This is a genomic window from Luteibacter yeojuensis (assembly GCF_011742875.1).
Taxonomy (GTDB): domain Bacteria; phylum Pseudomonadota; class Gammaproteobacteria; order Xanthomonadales; family Rhodanobacteraceae; genus Luteibacter; species Luteibacter yeojuensis.
This window is the reverse complement of record NZ_JAAQTL010000002.1, coordinates 542,443-559,357: the sequence shown is the minus strand read 5'-3', so window position 1 is coordinate 559,357 and position 16,915 is coordinate 542,443. Positions and strand designations below refer to the sequence as shown.

13 protein-coding genes are annotated in these 16,915 nt (G+C 67.5%); 8 read left to right on the top strand and 5 right to left on the bottom strand.

Annotated features, from left to right (window positions below; all coding sequences use genetic code 11):
• Positions 1-10: 10 nt before the first annotated feature.
• From pdsR to HBF32_RS17420, 5 genes are all read left to right on the top strand, one after another.
• The gene (gene pdsR / locus HBF32_RS17440) at positions 11-700 is read left to right on the top strand and encodes a proteobacterial dedicated sortase system response regulator (protein ID WP_166701050.1); all 690 of its coding nucleotides are present in this window, start codon (positions 11-13) and stop codon (positions 698-700) included.
• An 84-nt stretch (positions 701-784) separates the two neighbouring features.
• Positions 785-2,782: an ATP-binding protein gene (locus tag HBF32_RS17435; RefSeq protein ID WP_166701049.1), complete on the top strand. Its 1,998-nt coding sequence runs from the start codon at positions 785-787 to the stop codon at positions 2,780-2,782.
• Positions 2,783-2,987: 205 nt separating this feature from the next.
• A complete protein-coding gene (trpE, locus tag HBF32_RS17430) occupies positions 2,988-4,463 on the top strand; it encodes an anthranilate synthase component I (RefSeq protein ID WP_166701111.1) in 1,476 nt (491 codons plus the stop codon).
• A gap of 130 nt (positions 4,464-4,593) precedes the next feature.
• Positions 4,594-5,253 (top strand): hypothetical protein, encoded by a 660-nt coding sequence (locus tag HBF32_RS17425; protein ID WP_166701048.1) that lies wholly within the window; start codon positions 4,594-4,596, stop codon positions 5,251-5,253.
• 302 nt (positions 5,254-5,555) lie between these two features.
• Positions 5,556-6,050, top strand: coding sequence for a DUF4019 domain-containing protein (locus HBF32_RS17420; RefSeq protein WP_166701047.1), 495 nt, complete (start codon positions 5,556-5,558; stop codon positions 6,048-6,050).
• A 235-nt stretch (positions 6,051-6,285) separates the two neighbouring features.
• On the opposite strand, the gene HBF32_RS17415 is transcribed toward HBF32_RS17420, so the two are convergent.
• Positions 6,286-7,278 carry an alpha/beta fold hydrolase gene (locus HBF32_RS17415; RefSeq protein WP_166701046.1) on the bottom strand — a complete coding sequence of 331 codons (993 nt, stop codon included), beginning with the start codon at positions 7,276-7,278 and terminating at the stop codon, positions 6,286-6,288.
• A 183-nt stretch (positions 7,279-7,461) separates the two neighbouring features.
• Here HBF32_RS17415 and HBF32_RS17410 point away from each other — a divergent pair, with 183 nt between their 5' ends.
• Entirely contained in the window at positions 7,462-7,770 is a 309-nt protein-coding gene (locus tag HBF32_RS17410) for a hypothetical protein (RefSeq protein ID WP_166701045.1), read from the top strand.
• Between the two features lie 493 nt (positions 7,771-8,263).
• Here HBF32_RS17410 and HBF32_RS17405 read toward each other — a convergent pair whose 3' ends face one another.
• From HBF32_RS17405 to HBF32_RS17390, 4 genes are all read right to left on the bottom strand, one after another.
• Positions 8,264-9,652: a leucyl aminopeptidase family protein gene (locus tag HBF32_RS17405; protein WP_166701044.1), complete on the bottom strand. Its 1,389-nt coding sequence runs from the start codon at positions 9,650-9,652 to the stop codon at positions 8,264-8,266.
• A 68-nt stretch (positions 9,653-9,720) separates the two neighbouring features.
• Positions 9,721-10,419, bottom strand: a complete 699-nt coding sequence (locus HBF32_RS17400) for an HAD-IA family hydrolase (RefSeq protein WP_166701043.1) — start codon at positions 10,417-10,419, stop codon at positions 9,721-9,723.
• A 3-nt stretch (positions 10,420-10,422) separates the two neighbouring features.
• A complete protein-coding gene (locus HBF32_RS17395; RefSeq protein ID WP_166701042.1) occupies positions 10,423-11,904 on the bottom strand; it encodes a LysM peptidoglycan-binding domain-containing protein in 1,482 nt (493 codons plus the stop codon).
• Positions 11,905-12,144: 240 nt separating this feature from the next.
• Positions 12,145-13,515: a DegQ family serine endoprotease gene (locus HBF32_RS17390; protein ID WP_166701041.1), complete on the bottom strand. Its 1,371-nt coding sequence runs from the start codon at positions 13,513-13,515 to the stop codon at positions 12,145-12,147.
• Between the two features lie 376 nt (positions 13,516-13,891).
• Here HBF32_RS17390 and HBF32_RS17385 point away from each other — a divergent pair, with 376 nt between their 5' ends.
• Positions 13,892-16,039 (top strand): adenosylcobalamin-dependent ribonucleoside-diphosphate reductase, encoded by a 2,148-nt coding sequence (locus tag HBF32_RS17385; RefSeq protein WP_166701040.1) that lies wholly within the window; start codon positions 13,892-13,894, stop codon positions 16,037-16,039.
• 21 nt (positions 16,040-16,060) lie between these two features.
• On the top strand, positions 16,061-16,915 hold the full coding sequence (locus HBF32_RS17380) for a histone H1-like repetitive region-containing protein (RefSeq protein WP_166701039.1): 855 nt from the start codon (positions 16,061-16,063) through the stop codon (positions 16,913-16,915).

Sequence of the window (16,915 nt, the reverse complement as noted above, 5' to 3'; positions counted from 1 at the left end):
CGGAATGCCCATGGCCCGCAGCATCGCCATCGTCGAAGACGAACCCCTCATCCGCGCCAACTACGTGGAAGCGCTGAATCGTTTCGGCTACGAGACCCGCGGCTATGGCTCGAGGGGCGACGCGTCCACGGCTTTCGCCATGCGGTTGCCGGAACTGGTGATCATCGACATCGGCCTCGGCGACGAGCCCGAGGGCGGTTTCGACCTGTGCCGCGAACTCCGCGCGAAATCGGCCACCTTGCCGATCATCTTCCTCACCGCGCGCGATTCGGATTTCGACGTGATCTCGGGTCTGCGCCTCGGCGCGGACGACTATCTGTCGAAGGACACCAGCCTCCACCAGCTCGCCGCGCGCATCGCGGCGCTGTTCCGTCGCATCGAGTCGCTGAAGACGCCTGCCGCCAGCGAGACGGTGATCGAGCACGGACCATTGAAGCTCGAATCGGAGCGCATGCGCGTGCTCTGGAACGGCATCGAGATCCCGCTCACCGTGACCGAGTTCTGGATGGTGCACACGCTGGTGCGTTTCCCCGGCCACGTGAAGAACCGCGACCAGCTGATGCGCGAAGCGGAGCTGGTGGTGGACGACGCGACCATCACCTCGCACATCAAGCGCATCCGCAAGAAATTCGTGGCGCTGGCGCCGGAATTCGATGCGATCGAGACGGTGCATGGCGTGGGCTACCGCTGGACACCTTGAGCCTTGCCGCCATGGCGGCTCCTACAAGAGCAAGCCGCCTCCTGTAGGAGCCGCTGCAGCGGCGAGAGCCCGGCCCCTCACCCCATGACCCTCCGCCAAAAACTCCTGCTGGTAGCGCTTTGCACATTGGCACTCCCGGTCGCCGGCTGGCTTTACGTACGCCAGATGGAAACGTTGCTGCGCGAAGGCCAGGCCCAGGCGCTCGTGGCGTCCGCGCGCGCGATGGCGCGCAGCCTGGTCGTGGTCGACGCCCCGCTGCCGCCGGCGGGCCCCGCCTGGTACCTGCAACACACCCCCGTGCCGATCACCATCGACGGCTATGGCGACGACTGGGCCCCGCTCAGCCCGTGGGCGCAGACCTTCGGCAGCAACGCGAAGGTGATGCTGGCCGAGGACGAGCACTGGGTGTATTTCAGCGTCGAGGTGCGCGCACCCCGGCGCCGTCGTGCCGACGCGGGGGATCGTCTCGCGCTCAGCGCCGATCACCTCATCGTCTCCATCGCCAGCGGCGAGGACGCGCAGCGGTACCTGCTGGCCAGCGCCGCGCCCGGTCCGACCACGGCGATCGCGCTCGACGCCGACGCTGGCGTGCTGCCCGATCGCATCAACGCGCAGTGGCAGGAAGACGGCAGCGGTTTCCGCGTGGAATTCCGCCTGCCGCGCGGCTTGCGCCTGGACCACTTCGGCCTCGGCGTGCATGTCGCCGCCGACGGCGACACCGAGCCGCTCAGTGCCGAAACCCGGCCACTGATCGACTTCTCCCCGTCGCTGTCGCAGGAGCTGGGACGCCTGGCGCCCGACGGCGTGCGCGTGCGCATGCTGTCGCCCGATGCATGGCTCGTGGCGCAAAGCGGCAAGCTGGACCTCCCCGATCTTCCCGCCTCGGAACGCCCGGGCTGGTTCGCTTCGCTGGTGTACCGCTCGCTGCTGGCGACGCGTTTCGACGCGCAGAGCCCCTGGGCCGAGGACGTGCCGCGCGTCGACCTGCCCGAGGTGCGCGAGGCGCTGCGCGGCAAGCCCGCCACGGCGTGGCGGGCGGGCGAGGCGCGCGGCAGCGTCGTGCTCGCCGTGGCGATGCCGGTCCAGATGCGTGGCAGGTTGCACGGCGTGGTGCTGCTGGAACAGCCCAGCCGCGCCGTGCCGCTGCTGGCGAACCGGGCGCTGTTCGGCCTGCTGCTCACCAGCTTCGCCGTGTTGCTGGTCGCCGGGGGCGTGCTGCTGCTGTTCGCCACGCGCCTGACCATCCGCCTGCGCCGGCTGCGCAACGCCGCCGAGCGCGCGCAGGCCAACGACGGGCGGCTCGACGGTCCGTTCCCGCTCACCGAAGCGGGCGACGAGCTCGGCGACCTCGCGCGCAGTTTCGCGCGCCTGTTCGAGGCGGTCGGCGGGTATACCGACTACCTGCGCACGCTGGCGTCCAAGCTCTCGCACGAACTCAACACGCCGCTGGCGATCGTCAAATCGTCGCTGGACAACCTCGACCATGCGGGGCTCCCCGCCGAGGCCGAGCCGTACCTCGCCCGCGCCCGCGATGGCGTGGCGCGTCTCGGCGCCCTGGTCCGCGCGATGAGCGAAGCCAGCCGCATGGAGCGCGCCATCGCCGCGGCCGAGGCTGAGGACGTGAACCTCGCCGACATCGTGCGCGGTTGCGCCGAGGGCTATCGCGCACTGGCGGGCGGTCGCCGGCTCGAGGTGGAACTGCCGCCGTCGGCGGTGTTCATGCACGTGTCGCCGGAGCTTATCGCCCAGGCGCTGGACAAGCTGTTCGACAACGCATTGTCGTTCACCCCACCGGACGGGTGGATGCGCATCGCGCTGCGGCCCACACCGGAGGGGGCCGATATCGAACTCGCCAACCAGGGACCGCCCCTGCCGGCGGCCATGCAGGGGCGACTGTTCGACTCGCTCGTGAGCCTGCGCGACAAGGCCACCCCGGGCGACGCGCCCCACCTGGGCCTGGGCCTCTACGTGGTCCGCCTGGTCGCCGAACGCCATCAGGGCAGCGCCAGCGCGCGCAACCTCGCGGACGGCGTGGCCTTCACCCTGCACCTGAGGGGCCTGCCAAGGCAGCGACTGGCCTGATCCGCCCCGTAAATTCTTGCGCAACCCGCTGTAGGAGCCGCTACAGCGGCGAGAAAACCTCGCGACCACCCCGCAAGATCGCCCTCGCCGCCATAGCGATTCCTGCAACACGTCACCCGAGCCCGGTGGACACCCGCACAAGGGGCGCGCAGCCATGCCCGCCACGCCCTACAATCGAGGATTCGTCCCCATCGCCCCGCCCCAGATGATCTCCCGCGAACAATTCGACGCCTACGCCGCGCAGGGCCACACGCGCATTCCGCTGGTTCGCGAGGTCTTTTCCGACCTCGACACGCCGCTGTCGGTGTACCTGAAACTGGCCGACGGCCCGTACACCTTCCTGTTCGAATCGGTCGAGGGCGGCGCCACCTGGGGACGCCATTCCATCATCGGTCTGCCGGCCCGCCGCGTGTACCGCCTGCGCGGCCACGAGCTGGAAGTGGAGGACAGTGGCGAGGTGGTCGAACGCCGCCACCTCGACGACCCGCTCGCCGAGATCGAAACGCTGCGCAAGCAGTACGACGTGCCGAAGCTGCCTGGCCTGCCGGACTTCACCGGAGGGCTCGTCGGGTATTTCGGCTTCGAGACGATCGGCTATATCGAGAAGCGTCTCGCCCAGTGGGACAAGAAGGACGAACTCGGCACGCCCGACGTGCTCCTGATGCTCGCCGACGAAGTGGCCGTGTTCGACAACCTGAAGGGCCGCCTCTACCTCATCGTCCATGCCGATCCGTCGCGCCCGCAGGCTTACGCGGAAGCCTCGCGCCGCCTCGACACGCTGGCCTTCCGCCTGCACCAGGGCGGCGTGTCTTACCCGCAGCTGCTGCAGCCCGAGGCGCTCGACGAATCCGATTTCAAATCCTCGTTCACGCGCGAGGAATACGAGGCCATGGTCCGCACGGCGCAGGAGTACATCCGCGCCGGCGACATCTTCCAGGTGGTGCCTTCGCAGCGCCTGAGCATCGGCTTCAACGCGCGCCCGGTGGACGTGTACCGCGCGCTGCGCGCAATGAATCCGTCGCCGTACATGTTCTTTATCGACATCGGTCCCACGCAGATCGTCGGCTCGTCGCCGGAGATCCTCGTGCGCCTCAAGAACGGCCGCGTGGTGCTGCGCCCGATCGCCGGCACGCGCCGTCGCGGCAAGGACGCGGCGGAAGACATCGCGCTCGAAACCGAACTGCTCGCCGATCCGAAGGAGCGCGCGGAGCACCTCATGCTGATCGACCTCGGCCGCAACGACGTGGGCCGCGTGAGCAAGACGGGCACGGTGGAGCTCGCCGAGTCGTTCGTGGTGGAGCATTACTCGCACGTGATGCATATCGTGTCGCAGGTGGAAGGCGATATTCGCGACGGCCTCTCGTACATGGACGTGATCAAGGCCACGTTCCCCGCCGGCACCGTGAGCGGCGCGCCGAAGATCCGCGCCCTGGAAATCATCCAGGAGCTGGAGCCTTTCAAGCGCAACATCTACGCGGGCGCCATCGGCTGGCTCGGCTGGTGGGGCGACGCGGATACCGCGATCGCCATCCGCACCGCGGTCATCCAGGACGGCCGCCTCCACGTACAGGCCGGCGGTGGCGTCGTCTACGACTCCGATCCCGCGGCCGAGTGGGAAGAAACCATGAACAAGGGCCGCGCGCTGTTCCGCGCCGTGGCCCAGGCGGCCAAGGGCCTTTAAGTCGCCCTCGCTGTAGGAGCCGCTATAGCGGCGAGAAAACCTCGCGACGCCCTCGCAAGATTTCCCTCGCCGCTGTAGCGGCTCCTACAAAGCCAGCCGAAACACGCGAATACCCGTGAAGGATTACCCCATGAACAGCCGAACCATCATCGCCGCCACCTCCCTCGCCGTGCTCGCGGCCACCGCGCAGGCGCGCGAACCGTGGAGCGACGACGTCGCCTCGCGCACGCAGGCGCTGGCGCTGCTGCAATCGCTCAACGCCGACCTGCTGAGCCATCCCAGCGCCACCCTGACACTGGAGCGCTGGTGCGGCGCGCATTCGCTGGCGCCGGAGGCGAAGATCGTCGCCCGCCGTGTGAAGGGCCAGGACAAGCCGTTGCCGGAAGCGGAGCGCACCACCCTGGGTATCGCCCCCGGCGAGGCGGTGCGCTACCGCCGCGTGCAGCTCGCCTGCGGCAAGCACGTGCTGTCCGAAGCGGATAACTGGTACGTGCCGTCGCGTCTCACGCCGGAGATGAACAAGATCCTCGACACCACCGACCAGCCGTTCGGAAAGGTGGTGCAGGCGCTGCACTTCCGCCGGCAGACGCTCAGCGCGGACCTCCTGTGGTCGCCGCTGCCGGCCGGCTGGGAAATGAACGCGCCGCTCCCGCCGTCGCACCAGGGCCCCCTGGCCATTCCGCACGAAGTGCTCCGCCATCGGGCGGTGCTGTTCACCGACGCGAACCAGCCCTTCAGCCTCGTGGTGGAAACCTATACCGCCGAAGTCCTGGCGTTCGGCCGCCGCTAAGCCCCCACAACCCGAGCTGTAGGGGCCGCTATAGCGGCGGGGGGGGGGAACTTGCCGTGTATCGCGAGGTTTTCTCGCCGCTATAGCGGCTCCTACGGATCCTCAGTGTGTGGGAGCCGGCGATCCCGCGGCAGCGGGCCGGGATCCGGCGAGCCCTCTCGCCGCAATAACGGCCCCTGCCGGGGGTGCTTCCTCGGGTTCGGTATGTTTTTGCCCCGGCCAACCCGCTTATTCCATCCGGCCGACTTGGCACGGCCCGCCGGCCGCCGGAAGCTGCGATCGTCCCGTGTCGGAGTGGGGTCATGTCGTCGGTGCCGGTCCAGACTCGAAAGTTTCCCGCGACCGGCGTTCCCGTTGGGAACGCCTTCGGCCCGCTGCTGAGCATCAGCAACGCGCCGCGGCTGGGCCCGCAGCCCAATTCGCTGGATAACGCCGTGAGTTGCGCCACCCACTGGGTGCGGATGTCCGACGGACGCCGGGCGGATGCGATGTGGCTGGAAGCCGGCGCGATGATGCAGAAGATGGTGCCGCGCGCGGAGTGGGTGCGCTACCTGCGGAAGATCCGCCTCGATCGCGGCCAGCTCGTGGGGCGCGAGTGGTTCGAGGTGACGCGCGTACGCGACCCGGTAGGCCTTCCCGCCGGCGATTACCTCAACGTGATCTTCGTATCGCACTACACCCGCGCGGTGCTGTTCGAAACGGTGTCGCTGGCACCGGGCGGCACCGGCAGCGGCAACTGGCTTCCCGTGGGCTACGTCATCCGGCCCGTGCAGCGCGAAATCGCGTTCGCGCAGTAACCATCCCATCCATTCCTCGTTCCTGTAGGAGCCGCTATAGCGGCGAGGCAACCTCGCGGTCGGGGGCAAGATCGCTCTCGCCGCTATAGCGGCTCCTACAGAAGAGCAGGCCTGGAAGGAACCTTGTGGGAGCCGGCTGTGCCGGCGATCCCGCGGCAGCGGGCACGCGTATCGCGAGCACCCATCGCCGCTGAAGCGGCTCCCACACCGGGCGTTGTTTGCGCAGAAGGGGGCTTCAGAGCGCTTCGTCGAGCGCCTTGTAGAAGCGCTCCGGTGCTTCGATCATCGGCGAGTGGGCCAGGCCTTCCAGCGGGATCAGCTTCGCGCCGGGAATGCGCGAAGCGGCTTCCCTCCCGAGCTCCGGGTAATGGCCGAGCTTCGATGCGACGTCCGCGGAGGCGCCCTCGGCGATCGCCGTGGTGTCGCGTTGCCCGATGATCAGCACCGTCGGCACCTCGATCATCGGGAACTCGTAGACCACCGGCTGGGTGAAGATCATGTCGTACGTGAGCGCGCCGGCCCAGGCCGAGGTTTCCTTGCCGTCGCCTTCGTACTGACCGGCCTGCATCAGCGCCCAGCGATCGTAATCGGGCTTCCACTTGCCGTCGTAGTAGTGCGCCAGCTGGTAGCGCTTGATGCCGGCGTAAGAGGTCTTCAGGTCGCGCGCGTACCAGGCGTCGACGCTCTGCCACGGCACGCCCTTCGCCTTCCAGTCTTCCAGGCCGATGGGGTTCACCAGCACCAGCTTCTCGACGCCCTGCGGATACATCAGCGCGTAGCGCGCGCCCACCATGCCGCCCATGGAATGCGCCACGACGGTGACCTTGTCCACGCCCAGGCTCGCGAGCAGGTCGTGCGTATCCGCCGCCAGCTGGTGGAAGCTGTACTGGAAGGTGTGCGGTTTCGAGGATTTGCAGAAACCGATCTGGTCGGGAATCACCACGCGATAACCCTCGGCGCGCAGGTGCTCCGCGGTGGCCGCCCAGTACGGGCCGCAGAAGTTCTTGCCGTGCAGCAGCACGGCGGTGCGGCCGTTGGCGTGTTCGGGCTTCAGGTCCATATAGGCTATCTGCAGCGACTGGCCCTGGTTCGTCACCGTGAACATCGTGACGGGGTAGGGGTATTCGAGCTTTTCGAGGCGGGCACCGAGGGCTTCGACCTTCGGCGTGTCGTCGGCGAAGGCGGGGAGGGACAGTGCCAGGAGCAAGGCGGGAATGAGCGATCGCATCGCGGACTCCTTGTCAGGGTTCTCCCGAGCCTATACGAGGCCACGTTAACCGGGCGCGGAAGCGTGCCTTCGTTCCGCGCGGACGGGACGAAGGCGAGGGCTGAGGAAATCCGGGATGCGTGCCGATATCCATCGAAAGGGCCGATGGCATACTCGGTCTTACGTGCACGCAGGGAGTACATCATGACCGACTTCGACGCACCGGGCCGGCCTTACACGCGCCCGCCCATGACACGCGGCGTGGATCCGCAGCGGATGAACTGGCTATGGCAGCTGATTCTGCAGGCGACCGATCTCGATCCGACCGATGTCCGCGACGCGCTCAAGGCGAACGGCGTGGCCGTGACCGACAAGCGGATGACCAGCTGGCAGGTCACCGACAGCGATGCGGATTATTTTCCACTGACGATCGCGGAACTCGAGCGGAACCTGCGCTCCGTCATCGCGTGGAAGGCAAAGCGTGCGCAGGATGCGCCCGAGGAAAGTCCCTAGCTGTGGGAGCCGCTTCGGTGGCCATGCCGTCACGAGGCGAAGCGTGCGCGGATGCGGCCTGGGAAAATCGCTGGCTCCCTCATGGAGCGGGCCGCGCATGGGCGTATTGGGGGCGTGACGCTAACGGGTTCTCGCCGCTATAGCGGCTCCTACAACAGTGGCGCCCGATTTGTAGGAGCCGCAACGGTGGTGCCCGATCTGTTGGAGCCGCAACAGTGGTGCCCGATCTGTAGGAGCCGCAACGGTGGTGCCCGATTTGTAGGAGCCGCAACAGTGGTGCCCGATCTGTAGGAGCCGCAACGGTGGTGCCCGATCTGTAGGAGCCGCAACGGTGGTGCCCGATCTGTAGGAGCCGCAACGGTGGTGCCCGATCTGCAGGAGCCGCAACGGTGGTGCCCGATCTGTAGGAGCCGCAACAGCGGTGCCCGATCTGTAGGAGCCGCTATAGCGGCGAGCCGACGCAGTCGGCCCGATCGCCGCCGAGCCCGGGCTCTCAGGAATACCGCTCCGACAAGAACCGGAAGAACGCACGCAGGCCCTGGGCCTCGCCACCACGCGGATGGGCAGGGCGGTCCCCGTCGTTCCAGGCGTAGGTGTCCAGGTGCATCCAGTTCTGGCTGTCGGGGACGAAGCGTTCCAGGTACAGCGCCGCGGTGATCGCGCCCGCGTGGCGCGACGGGCCCGCATTGGCGAAATCCGCCACGTACGACTCCAGCATCCGGCGATACGGACGCCACAGCGGCAGGCGCCACAGCGGATCATGCACCCGCTCGGCGGAGCTGATCACGTGGTCCGCCAACGGGTCGCGGTTGGTGAACAGCGCCGGCAGTTCGGGACCGAGCGCCACGCGTGCGGCGCCGGTGAGCGTCGCGAAATCCACGATCAGGTCGGGCGACTGTTCCACCGCGTAAGCAAGGGCATCGCACAGCACGAGGCGACCTTCGGCATCGGTGTTGTCCACTTCCACCGTATGCCCCGCGCGCGTGCGGATGACCTCGCCCGGACGCATCGCGTTGCCCGCGATGGCGTTCTCCACGGCCGGCACGAGCAACGTCAGCCGTACCGGCAGTTTAGCCTTCATCACGAGGCCGGCCAGCGCGATGGCGTGCGCCGCACCGCCCATGTCCTTCTTCATCCAGCGCATGCCGTCGGCCGGCTTGATGTCCAGGCCGCCGGTGTCGAAGCAGACGCCCTTGCCAACGATCACCAGCTTCGGGCTGGAGGCCTTGCCCCAGGTGAGCTCGATGAGGCGCGGCGCGCGATGGCTGGCGCGGCCTACGGCGTGGATGGTGGGGAAGTTGTGCTTGATCAGGTCGTCGCCGACCCATTCCTGCACGGTGGCCTTATGCGCCTTGGCGTGCTCGTGGATGGCCTGCGACAGCTGTTCCGGGCCCATGTCCTCCGTGGGCGTGTTCACCATGTCGCGCACTTCGGCGGTGGCGTCGATCAGCGGTTGCAGCGCGCGGATCGCGGCCGGCGTGACCACCAGCTGCGCAGCCTTGCGCTCGTAGGAGCGGTAGCGGTCGAAGCGGTAGGCGCCCAGCGCCCAGCCGAGGATCGCCAGCTCGATGTGCTCGCGTTCCGTGAACACGCCACCGTCCGACGAAAGTTCGTAGATGCCTTCCGGCAGGCGGAAGGGCAGCCCGCCCAGCGCGGCCATCGGGTTGTGCCGATCCACGCCCACCAGCACCAGGGCGATTTCGCCGGGCACACTGCCCGGCAGTACCGCCAACGCGCCCGGTTTCGGTCGGAATCCTGTGGACTGGAGCCACTTGCGCTGCGCCGTATCCAGGCGAGCCTCCGCGGCAGCCATGCTGCCTGCATCGACGGTTTCGATGGGAACGGCGCGTTTTCCGGATTTGCGATCGATCAGCGGTGACATCAGGCCTCCCGTGCCTCGCGGCCGGGGCGACCGCGTCAAAGGGTTCTTGCTATCGGTGAACCGCCATTCTAACTGTCCCTGGCGAGTGACGCGTCAATCCAGTCCGCAAGGTGGGTCATGTCCGGGAATTCATAGTCCGGCGCGGGACCGTGCGACCAGCGCTCGCCCGTGCGGTTGAGCCATACCGTCTTCATGCCGGCCTCGCGCGCGCCGAGCACGTCGAGCAGGGGGTCGTCGCCCACGTGGAGGATGTCGGCGGGCGCCAGGCCCAGGGCCTCGGCGGCGGCCAGGAAGATCTGGGGGTGCGGCTTCGCCACGCCCACGCCGCTGGCGTTGAGGCGGGTGTGGAAGAGATGGTGCAGGCCGATCACTTCGAGGTCGGCGTTGCCGTTGGAGATGCTCACCAGCGGCACGCGGGCCGCGATGCGCTCCAGGGCCGGCAAGGTGTCCGGGTACAGCTCCACCGCGTTGCGGGCGGCGAAGTAGATGCGCCACACCTCGTCCACCGGCGCATCGTCGATGCCGCAGGCGGCGAAGGCATGGCGGATGGTCAGGCGCCGCTGCGCGCTGAAGTCGTGCGAGAGGTGGGTGTTTTCCTGCGCGATCTTCTCGCGCAGCTCGCGCATGGCCTCGATGGGCCATGCCTCGGCGACATCCGGGTGGTGTTCCCTGAGCCAGCGATTCACGCAGTGCTCGGCCTCGATGAGGGCCGGGAGCACCGGCCACAGCGTGTCGTCGAGATCGAGGGAAACGGCGCGAACCGTCACGGCTCAGCGCGCGCCGACTTTGAGCACCTGGCCGAGGCGGACGTTGTTGTCCTTCAGGCCATTCATGGCGCGCAGGGTGTTCACGTCGATCGCGTTCTTCTTCGCGATGGAGTAGAGGGTGTCGCCCGCGGCCACCTTGTAGGTGCGCGAGGCGGCCGGCTTCCCGGCCTTGGCGACGACCTTCGCCGGCTTCGGAGCCGGCTTGGCCTCCGCCACCTTCGGCGTGGCGACGGTCGTGGACTTCTCCGACGCGTCCGCCGCCTTCGCGACCGGCTTGCCGCGCACGGTGACGGCATCGGCGCGCACCTTGGCGAAGCGTCCGCCGATCTTGGCGTTGTCCGACATGGTGAAAGCTTCCGCGTGCACGCCGACGAAGCTCATGTGCGCCGAGGTGCTGACGCCGGCGACCACGCGAGCGAACTTCGGCGGCTCGGCGGCGGTGGCGGCGACGGTGCCCTTGGTCGTCTTCGCGGCCTTCGCACCCTTGCTCGCGGCCTGGGCCTTGGCGAGGGCGGTTTCCTTCGCGGCGACGGCGGCGGCAGCGGCCGGCGCGGCGGCCACGGCGGCCGGCGTGGTCATCGGCTGGCCGGCGTTGGCGCGCGTACCCACGGCGGACGCGATGGCGGCACGGCGGGAGGCGTCCTTCGCGGCAAGCGCGGCGCCGTCGGCATAAGGCACGAGGCTATGCGAGCGCAGCAGCGAGCTGCCCTTGCTGGACGTGACGAAGGAAATGAACTCCTTCACCTCGGCGGCCTTCGGGCTGCTGTCGTTGGTGACGAGGTAGAGCTCGGTGTACAGCGGATAGGTGCCGCTGCTGACCGTGGACATGGACGGCGCGACGCCATCGATGGAGAGGATCTTCACCTTCCTGTTCGACGAGGCGCCGGCGAGCGTGCTGGCGCCGAGGCCCTGCTTGTCGAGGGTGACGCCTTCCTCGAGCTTCGCCACGTTCACATACAGGCGCGGTGCGGCCACCGGCTGGTTGCCGCGGCCGAAGAGGAGGCGGCGCAGGCTGTATTCGACACCGTCGGCCGGGCTGGCCACCGCGTAGAGGTTGATCGGGGCGTCGTTGCCGCCGAGCTCCTTCCAGTTGGTGATGTGCCCCATGTAGATCTCGTGGAGCTGCTTCAGCGAGATGTTGCTGACCGGGTTGGATGGGTAGGTCACCATCACCAGGGCGTCCCATGCCACCGGCGTGAAGGTGAGCGACTGCTCGGCGGCACCGACGGCGGGGCGGGCCGAACCGGCGAGGTCGGCGCTGCCCTTCACCACGGCGTCGATGCCGGAGGCCGTGTTGAACGGCTGCAGCTCGATCTTGCCCTTGCCGGATTTCTCCCAGGCCTTGGCGACGTCGGTGACCACGCCGCGCGCGGTAGTGATGTCGCCGCGCCAGACCAGCTGGGTGCCTGCGGCGGCAAGAACGGTGGCGGAGGCGCTAAGGCCGATCAGCGTGGCGGTGAACAGTCGCGCGAAACGAAGAGACATGGACGGCTGGGACCTCGGGACGGGGCTAATAGGCAAGCAAGCCGCCATTGTGGGGCATCCCGGCGCCACGCGCAGCATTGACATCGTTCAGCATCCTGCCGTCGGGAAACGGAACGTAGGCTGTAGGAGATCTCCGGCTTCCGTCTTCGTGTAGGAGCCGCTATAGCGGCGAGGGCAATCTTGCGACAGTACGGCAAGGTTTCCTCGCCGCTATGGCGGCTCCTACAAGGCGCTGCGAGGTCACAGCACCGCGTAGTACACCGCGTCGTCTCGCACCACCGTGAGCAACAGTTGCCGCATACCCAGTGAGCCGGTCGTTGGCAGGCTCTTCACACTTGTGATCCGCGCCTGCGAGATCGCCACCACGATATCGCCGTCCTTGAGCCCCGCCGCCGCGGCAGCGGAACCGCGCTGCACACCGCTCAGTGCCACGCCGTAGAGACCCTGCGCTTTCTGTTCCGGCGACAGGTCGCTCAGCGTGACCCCGGCCAGCCGCTTGTCCACCTTCGCCCCGTCCACGCTGGCGATCTTCTCCGCGGCCACCGTGGCCTCGACGTCGCGCGTGGCCCCGTCGCGCTGCACCGTGAGCTTCACCTTCGCGCCCAGCGGCAGCAGACCTTCGGCGTTGCGCAGGTCCTGCGCCCCGTGCACCGGCTTGCCGTTCACCGCCGTGAGCACGTCGCCCGCCTGCAAGCCCGCGCCTTCCGCGGGCGAGGCGTCGTTGATCCGGGTGACCACGGCGCCGTTGGTGTCCTTCAGCCCCAGTGCCTTCGCGATGCGCGGCGTGATGTCCTGCACCTCCACGCCCAGGTTGCCGCGGCGCACCTTGCCGTAGGCCAGCAACTGCTTCATCACGCCCGTCGCCAGGTCGGTGGGAATGGCGAAGCCGATGCCCACGTTGCCGCCGGAGGGCGTGAAGATCATCGAGTTGATGCCCACCAGTTCGCCGCGCAGGTTCACCAGCGCGCCGCCGGAGTTGCCCGGGTTGATCGAGGCGTCGGTCTGGATGAAGTTCTGGATGCCCTTGCCCAGGCCGGAACGGCCCAGCGCCGAAACCATGCCCGAGGTGGCCGTCTGCCCCAGCCCGAACGGATCGCCCACGGCCACCACGAAATCGCCCACGCGCAGCTGCGAGGAATCGGCGATGGGCAGCGCCTGCAGGCGCTCGGCCGGAATCTGCAGCACCGCGATGTCGGTTTCCGGATCGCTGCCCAGCAGCTTCGCCTTCAGGTCGCGGCCGTCCTGCAGGGTGACCGTGATGTCGTCGGCACCACCCACCACGTGGTTGTTGGTGAGCACGTAGCCCTTGGCCGCGTCGATGACGACGCCCGAGCCCAGGCTCTGCTCCACCCGCTCGCGGGGCATGCCGCCGCCACCGAACAGCTGGCGGAACAACGGGTCGTCGAAATAGGGGTCGCGGACCCGTACGCGGGTCTTCGTCGAGATGTTCACCACCGCCGGCGTCACCTTCGCCAGCATGGGGGCCAGGGAAGGAATCGGCTGACCGTCGACGGCCGGAGGCAGGGATGCTAAGGCAGGCGACGCCAGGCTCATGGCAAGGGCGGCACCGAGGGCAAAGCAAGTGGTTCGCCGGTAACTGCGGGCGGGCATTGAGAAGCTCCTTGGCTGGTGTGCTCCGGGCACGTGGGACGGCGCTTTCGACAACAACCCGCGGCGCGGGTTTCAGTCCTTGAGACGCACGTCGCGGATACTTTACATCGCACCCCTGCCGGTTTAAGGTTCACTTCGGCCGCAACCACAACATCTTGTGTTCCTTCGTTCGCTACTTACCAAGTGCTGGTGCTGCGGATAATCAGGTACAAGCTTCAAACCATCGTCGCCAAAGGCTTTTTTGAAAGGTTGGCGAAGGGAAGCCAGGGATGGTCGACAGGAATCTCCGGGGGGAGGGTCCGTCGACGGTGTTGCGCCGACGCAAGCCACTATAAGAAAGGCCCGACAAAGGCCGGAACTCGAGGACGACACATACATGAGCACTGCACGTGCGCAAGCCATGGGGCTTGAGACCGCGGCCATCCCGCTTCAGCCCGCCTCGTATGACATCTGGGACAAGAAGTACCGCCTGAAGTCGAAGACGGGCGAGCCGGTGGACGGCTCCGTCGACGAGACCTACAAGCGCGTGGCGCGCGCGCTCTCCGACGTGGAAGCCACCGACGAGCTGCGCAGCCACTGGTTCGAGCGCTTCCTCTGGGCCCTGCGCCGCGGTGCGATTCCCGCCGGCCGCATCACGTCCAACGCCGGCGCGCTGGAGCACAAGCCCGCCACCTCCACGATCAACTGCACCGTGTCGGGCACCATCCACGACTCGATGGACGACATCCTCGAGAAGGTGCACGAGGCGGGCCTCACGCTGAAGGCCGGCTGCGGTATCGGCTACGAGTTCTCCACGCTGCGTCCGCGCGGCGCGTACGTGTCCGGCGCCGGCGCCCATACCTCGGGCCCGCTGTCGTTCATGGATATCTACGACAAGATGTGCTTCACCGTCTCGTCCGCCGGCGGCCGCCGCGGCGCGCAGATGGGCACCTTCGACGTGAGCCATCCGGACGCCAAGGAATTCATCCGCGCCAAGCGCGAGGACGGCCGCCTGCGCCAGTTCAACCTGTCGCTGCTGATCACCGACGGCTTCATGGACGCCGTGGAGAACGACGAGGACTGGCCCACCGTCTTCCCGGTGCACGTGAAGGAGCAGGGCGAGATCGACCTCGACGACGCCTCCAAGGTCGTGTGGCGCGAGTGGCCCACCCGGGAAAACTACGTCACCCGCGACGACGGCCTGGTGGCCTGCAAGATCTACGGCCACATCCGTGCCCGTCATCTGTGGGACATGATCATGGTCTCAACGTACGACTACGCCGAGCCGGGCTTCATCCTCATCGACCGCGTCAACGAGATGAACAACAACTGGTGGTGCGAGCACATCCGCGCCACCAACCCCTGCGGCGAGCAGCCGCTGCCGCCGTACGGCTCCTGCCTGCTGGGCTCGGTGAACCTCACCACCTTCGTGCGCGACCCGTTCGGCCCGAAGGCCCGTTTCGACTGGGACGAATACCGCGAAGTGGTGCGCGTGTTCACCCGCATGCTCGATAACGTGGTGGAGATCAACGGCCTGCCGCTGGCGCAGCAGCGCGAGGAAATCCTCTCCAAGCGCCGCCATGGCATGGGCTTCCTCGGCCTGGGTTCCACCCTCACCATGCTGAAGATGCGCTACGGCGCGGCGGATGCCGTGGCCTTCACCGAGGACGTGTCCCGCGAGATGGCCCTGGCCGGCTGGGAAGTGGCCCTCGACCTCGCCAAGGAAAAGGGCCCGGCGCCCGTCCTGGCGCGCGAGTACGAAGTGACCGGCGACATGCTGCGCAAGCGCCCGGAAATGGCGAAGGACGGCTGGAAGATCGGCCAGACCATCAAGGGCAGCGTGCTGCACGCGAAGTACTCGCGCTATATGCAGCGCGTGGCCGAAGTGGCCCCGGACCTGGTGGACGCCCTGGCCGAGACCGGTGCGCGCTTCACCCACCACTCGTCCATCGCCCCCACCGGTACGATTTCCCTCAGCCTGGCCAACAACGCCTCCAACGGCATCGAGCCCAGCTTCGCCCACCACTATTCGCGCAACGTGATCCGCGAGGGCAAGAAGTCGAAGGAAAAGGTGGAGGTGTACAGCTACGAGCTGCTCGCCTATCGCGCCCTCATCAACGGCGATGCCCTGCCGCTCTCCGACGACCCGAAGACCCGCCTGCCGGACTACTTCGTGGCGGCCGACGACATCAGCCCGAAGGAGCACGTGGACATCCAGGCCGCCTCGCAGAAGTGGATCGACTCCTCCATTTCCAAGACGGCCAACGTGCCCACGGACTACCCGTACGAAGACTTCAAGGACATCTATTTCTACGCGTACAAGCAGGGTCTGAAGGGCTGTACGACCTTCCGTTTCAACCCGGCCGCGTTCCAGGGTGTGCTGGTCAAGGAAACCGATCTCGAGAACACCCTCTATCGCTTCGAATTGGAAGACGGTAGCGTTGTCGAACTGAAGGGTAACGACGAGGTGGAGTACGACGGTGAAATGCACACCGCCGCGAACCTTTTCGATGCCCTGAAGGAAGGCTATTACGGCAAGTTCTGACCCCGCGGAGAGGGAATACGTATGTCGATCGAGAACCAGACCGTCGAGGGCGAAATGCCCTCGACCGAGAGCAGCGCTACCGACACCATGCCGGCACCGGCGGCGGATCACACCGCCGACGACATGCCGGCACCGGCCGTCGCCAAGAAAGTGGTGAAGCGCAAGCCGGTTGCCCGCAAGGTGATCGAGCCCACGCCGGCACCCGCCGCCAACGCACCGGTGGAAGACGAAACCAGCGAGCCGGCGGTGAAGGCGCCGACCAGGCGTAAGCCTGCGAAGAAGGCTGCCGCTGCCAAGAAGGCGGCTCCGGCTGCCAGGAAGGCTTCGGCCAAGAAGGGCGCGGCGAAGAAGGCGGTTGCCAAGAAGGGTACGGCGAAGAAGGCCGCTGCCAAGAAGGGCGCTGCCGCCAAGAAGGCTACGAAGAAGGCGGCCACCAAGAAGTCGGCCACCAGGAAAGCCTCTGCGAAGAAGGCTGTCGCCAAGAAGGGCGCGACCAGGAAGGCGACGGTGAAGAAGTCCGCCGCCAGGAAGGGCGCCGTGAAGAAGGCTTCGGCCAAGAAGGCCACCCGCAAGGCCGTGAAGAAGTCGGCCGGCCGCAAGGCCGCCGTCAAGAAGGTCGCCCGCAAGGGCGCGGCGAAGAAGACCAGCGCCCGCAAGGCCGCCGGCCGCGTCGCCAGGAAGACCACGCGCAAGGTCGCCCGCAAGAGCGCCGGCCGCGTCGCAACGAAGAAGACGGTCCGCAAGGCCGCCGGTAAGACGACCGCCCGCAAGGCGGTTGGTAAGAAAGCCGCCTCCAAGGCGGTAAAGAGGTCCACTGCCAGCAAGACCGGCCGTACGTCGGCGCGCAAGTCCGCCGCCCGTGGCCGTCGTAAGTAA

Excerpts from the sequence above, each read along its gene's own strand:
- pdsR (WP_166701050.1), top strand. The coding sequence starts at position 11 with ATGGCCCGCAGCATCGCCATCGTCGAAGACGAACCCCTCATCCGCGCC.
- HBF32_RS17435 (WP_166701049.1), top strand. The coding sequence starts at position 785 with ATGACCCTCCGCCAAAAACTCCTGCTGGTAGCGCTTTGCACATTGGCA.
- trpE (WP_166701111.1), top strand. The coding sequence starts at position 2,988 with ATGATCTCCCGCGAACAATTCGACGCCTACGCCGCGCAGGGCCACACG.
- HBF32_RS17425 (WP_166701048.1), top strand. The coding sequence starts at position 4,594 with ATGAACAGCCGAACCATCATCGCCGCCACCTCCCTCGCCGTGCTCGCG.
- HBF32_RS17420 (WP_166701047.1), top strand. The coding sequence starts at position 5,556 with ATGTCGTCGGTGCCGGTCCAGACTCGAAAGTTTCCCGCGACCGGCGTT.
- HBF32_RS17415 (WP_166701046.1), bottom strand. The coding sequence starts at position 7,278 with ATGCGATCGCTCATTCCCGCCTTGCTCCTGGCACTGTCCCTCCCCGCC.
- HBF32_RS17410 (WP_166701045.1), top strand. The coding sequence starts at position 7,462 with ATGACCGACTTCGACGCACCGGGCCGGCCTTACACGCGCCCGCCCATG.
- HBF32_RS17405 (WP_166701044.1), bottom strand. The coding sequence starts at position 9,652 with ATGTCACCGCTGATCGATCGCAAATCCGGAAAACGCGCCGTTCCCATC.
- HBF32_RS17395 (WP_166701042.1), bottom strand. The coding sequence starts at position 11,904 with ATGTCTCTTCGTTTCGCGCGACTGTTCACCGCCACGCTGATCGGCCTT.
- HBF32_RS17390 (WP_166701041.1), bottom strand. The coding sequence starts at position 13,515 with ATGCCCGCCCGCAGTTACCGGCGAACCACTTGCTTTGCCCTCGGTGCC.
- HBF32_RS17385 (WP_166701040.1), top strand. The coding sequence starts at position 13,892 with ATGAGCACTGCACGTGCGCAAGCCATGGGGCTTGAGACCGCGGCCATC.
- HBF32_RS17380 (WP_166701039.1), top strand. The coding sequence starts at position 16,061 with ATGTCGATCGAGAACCAGACCGTCGAGGGCGAAATGCCCTCGACCGAG.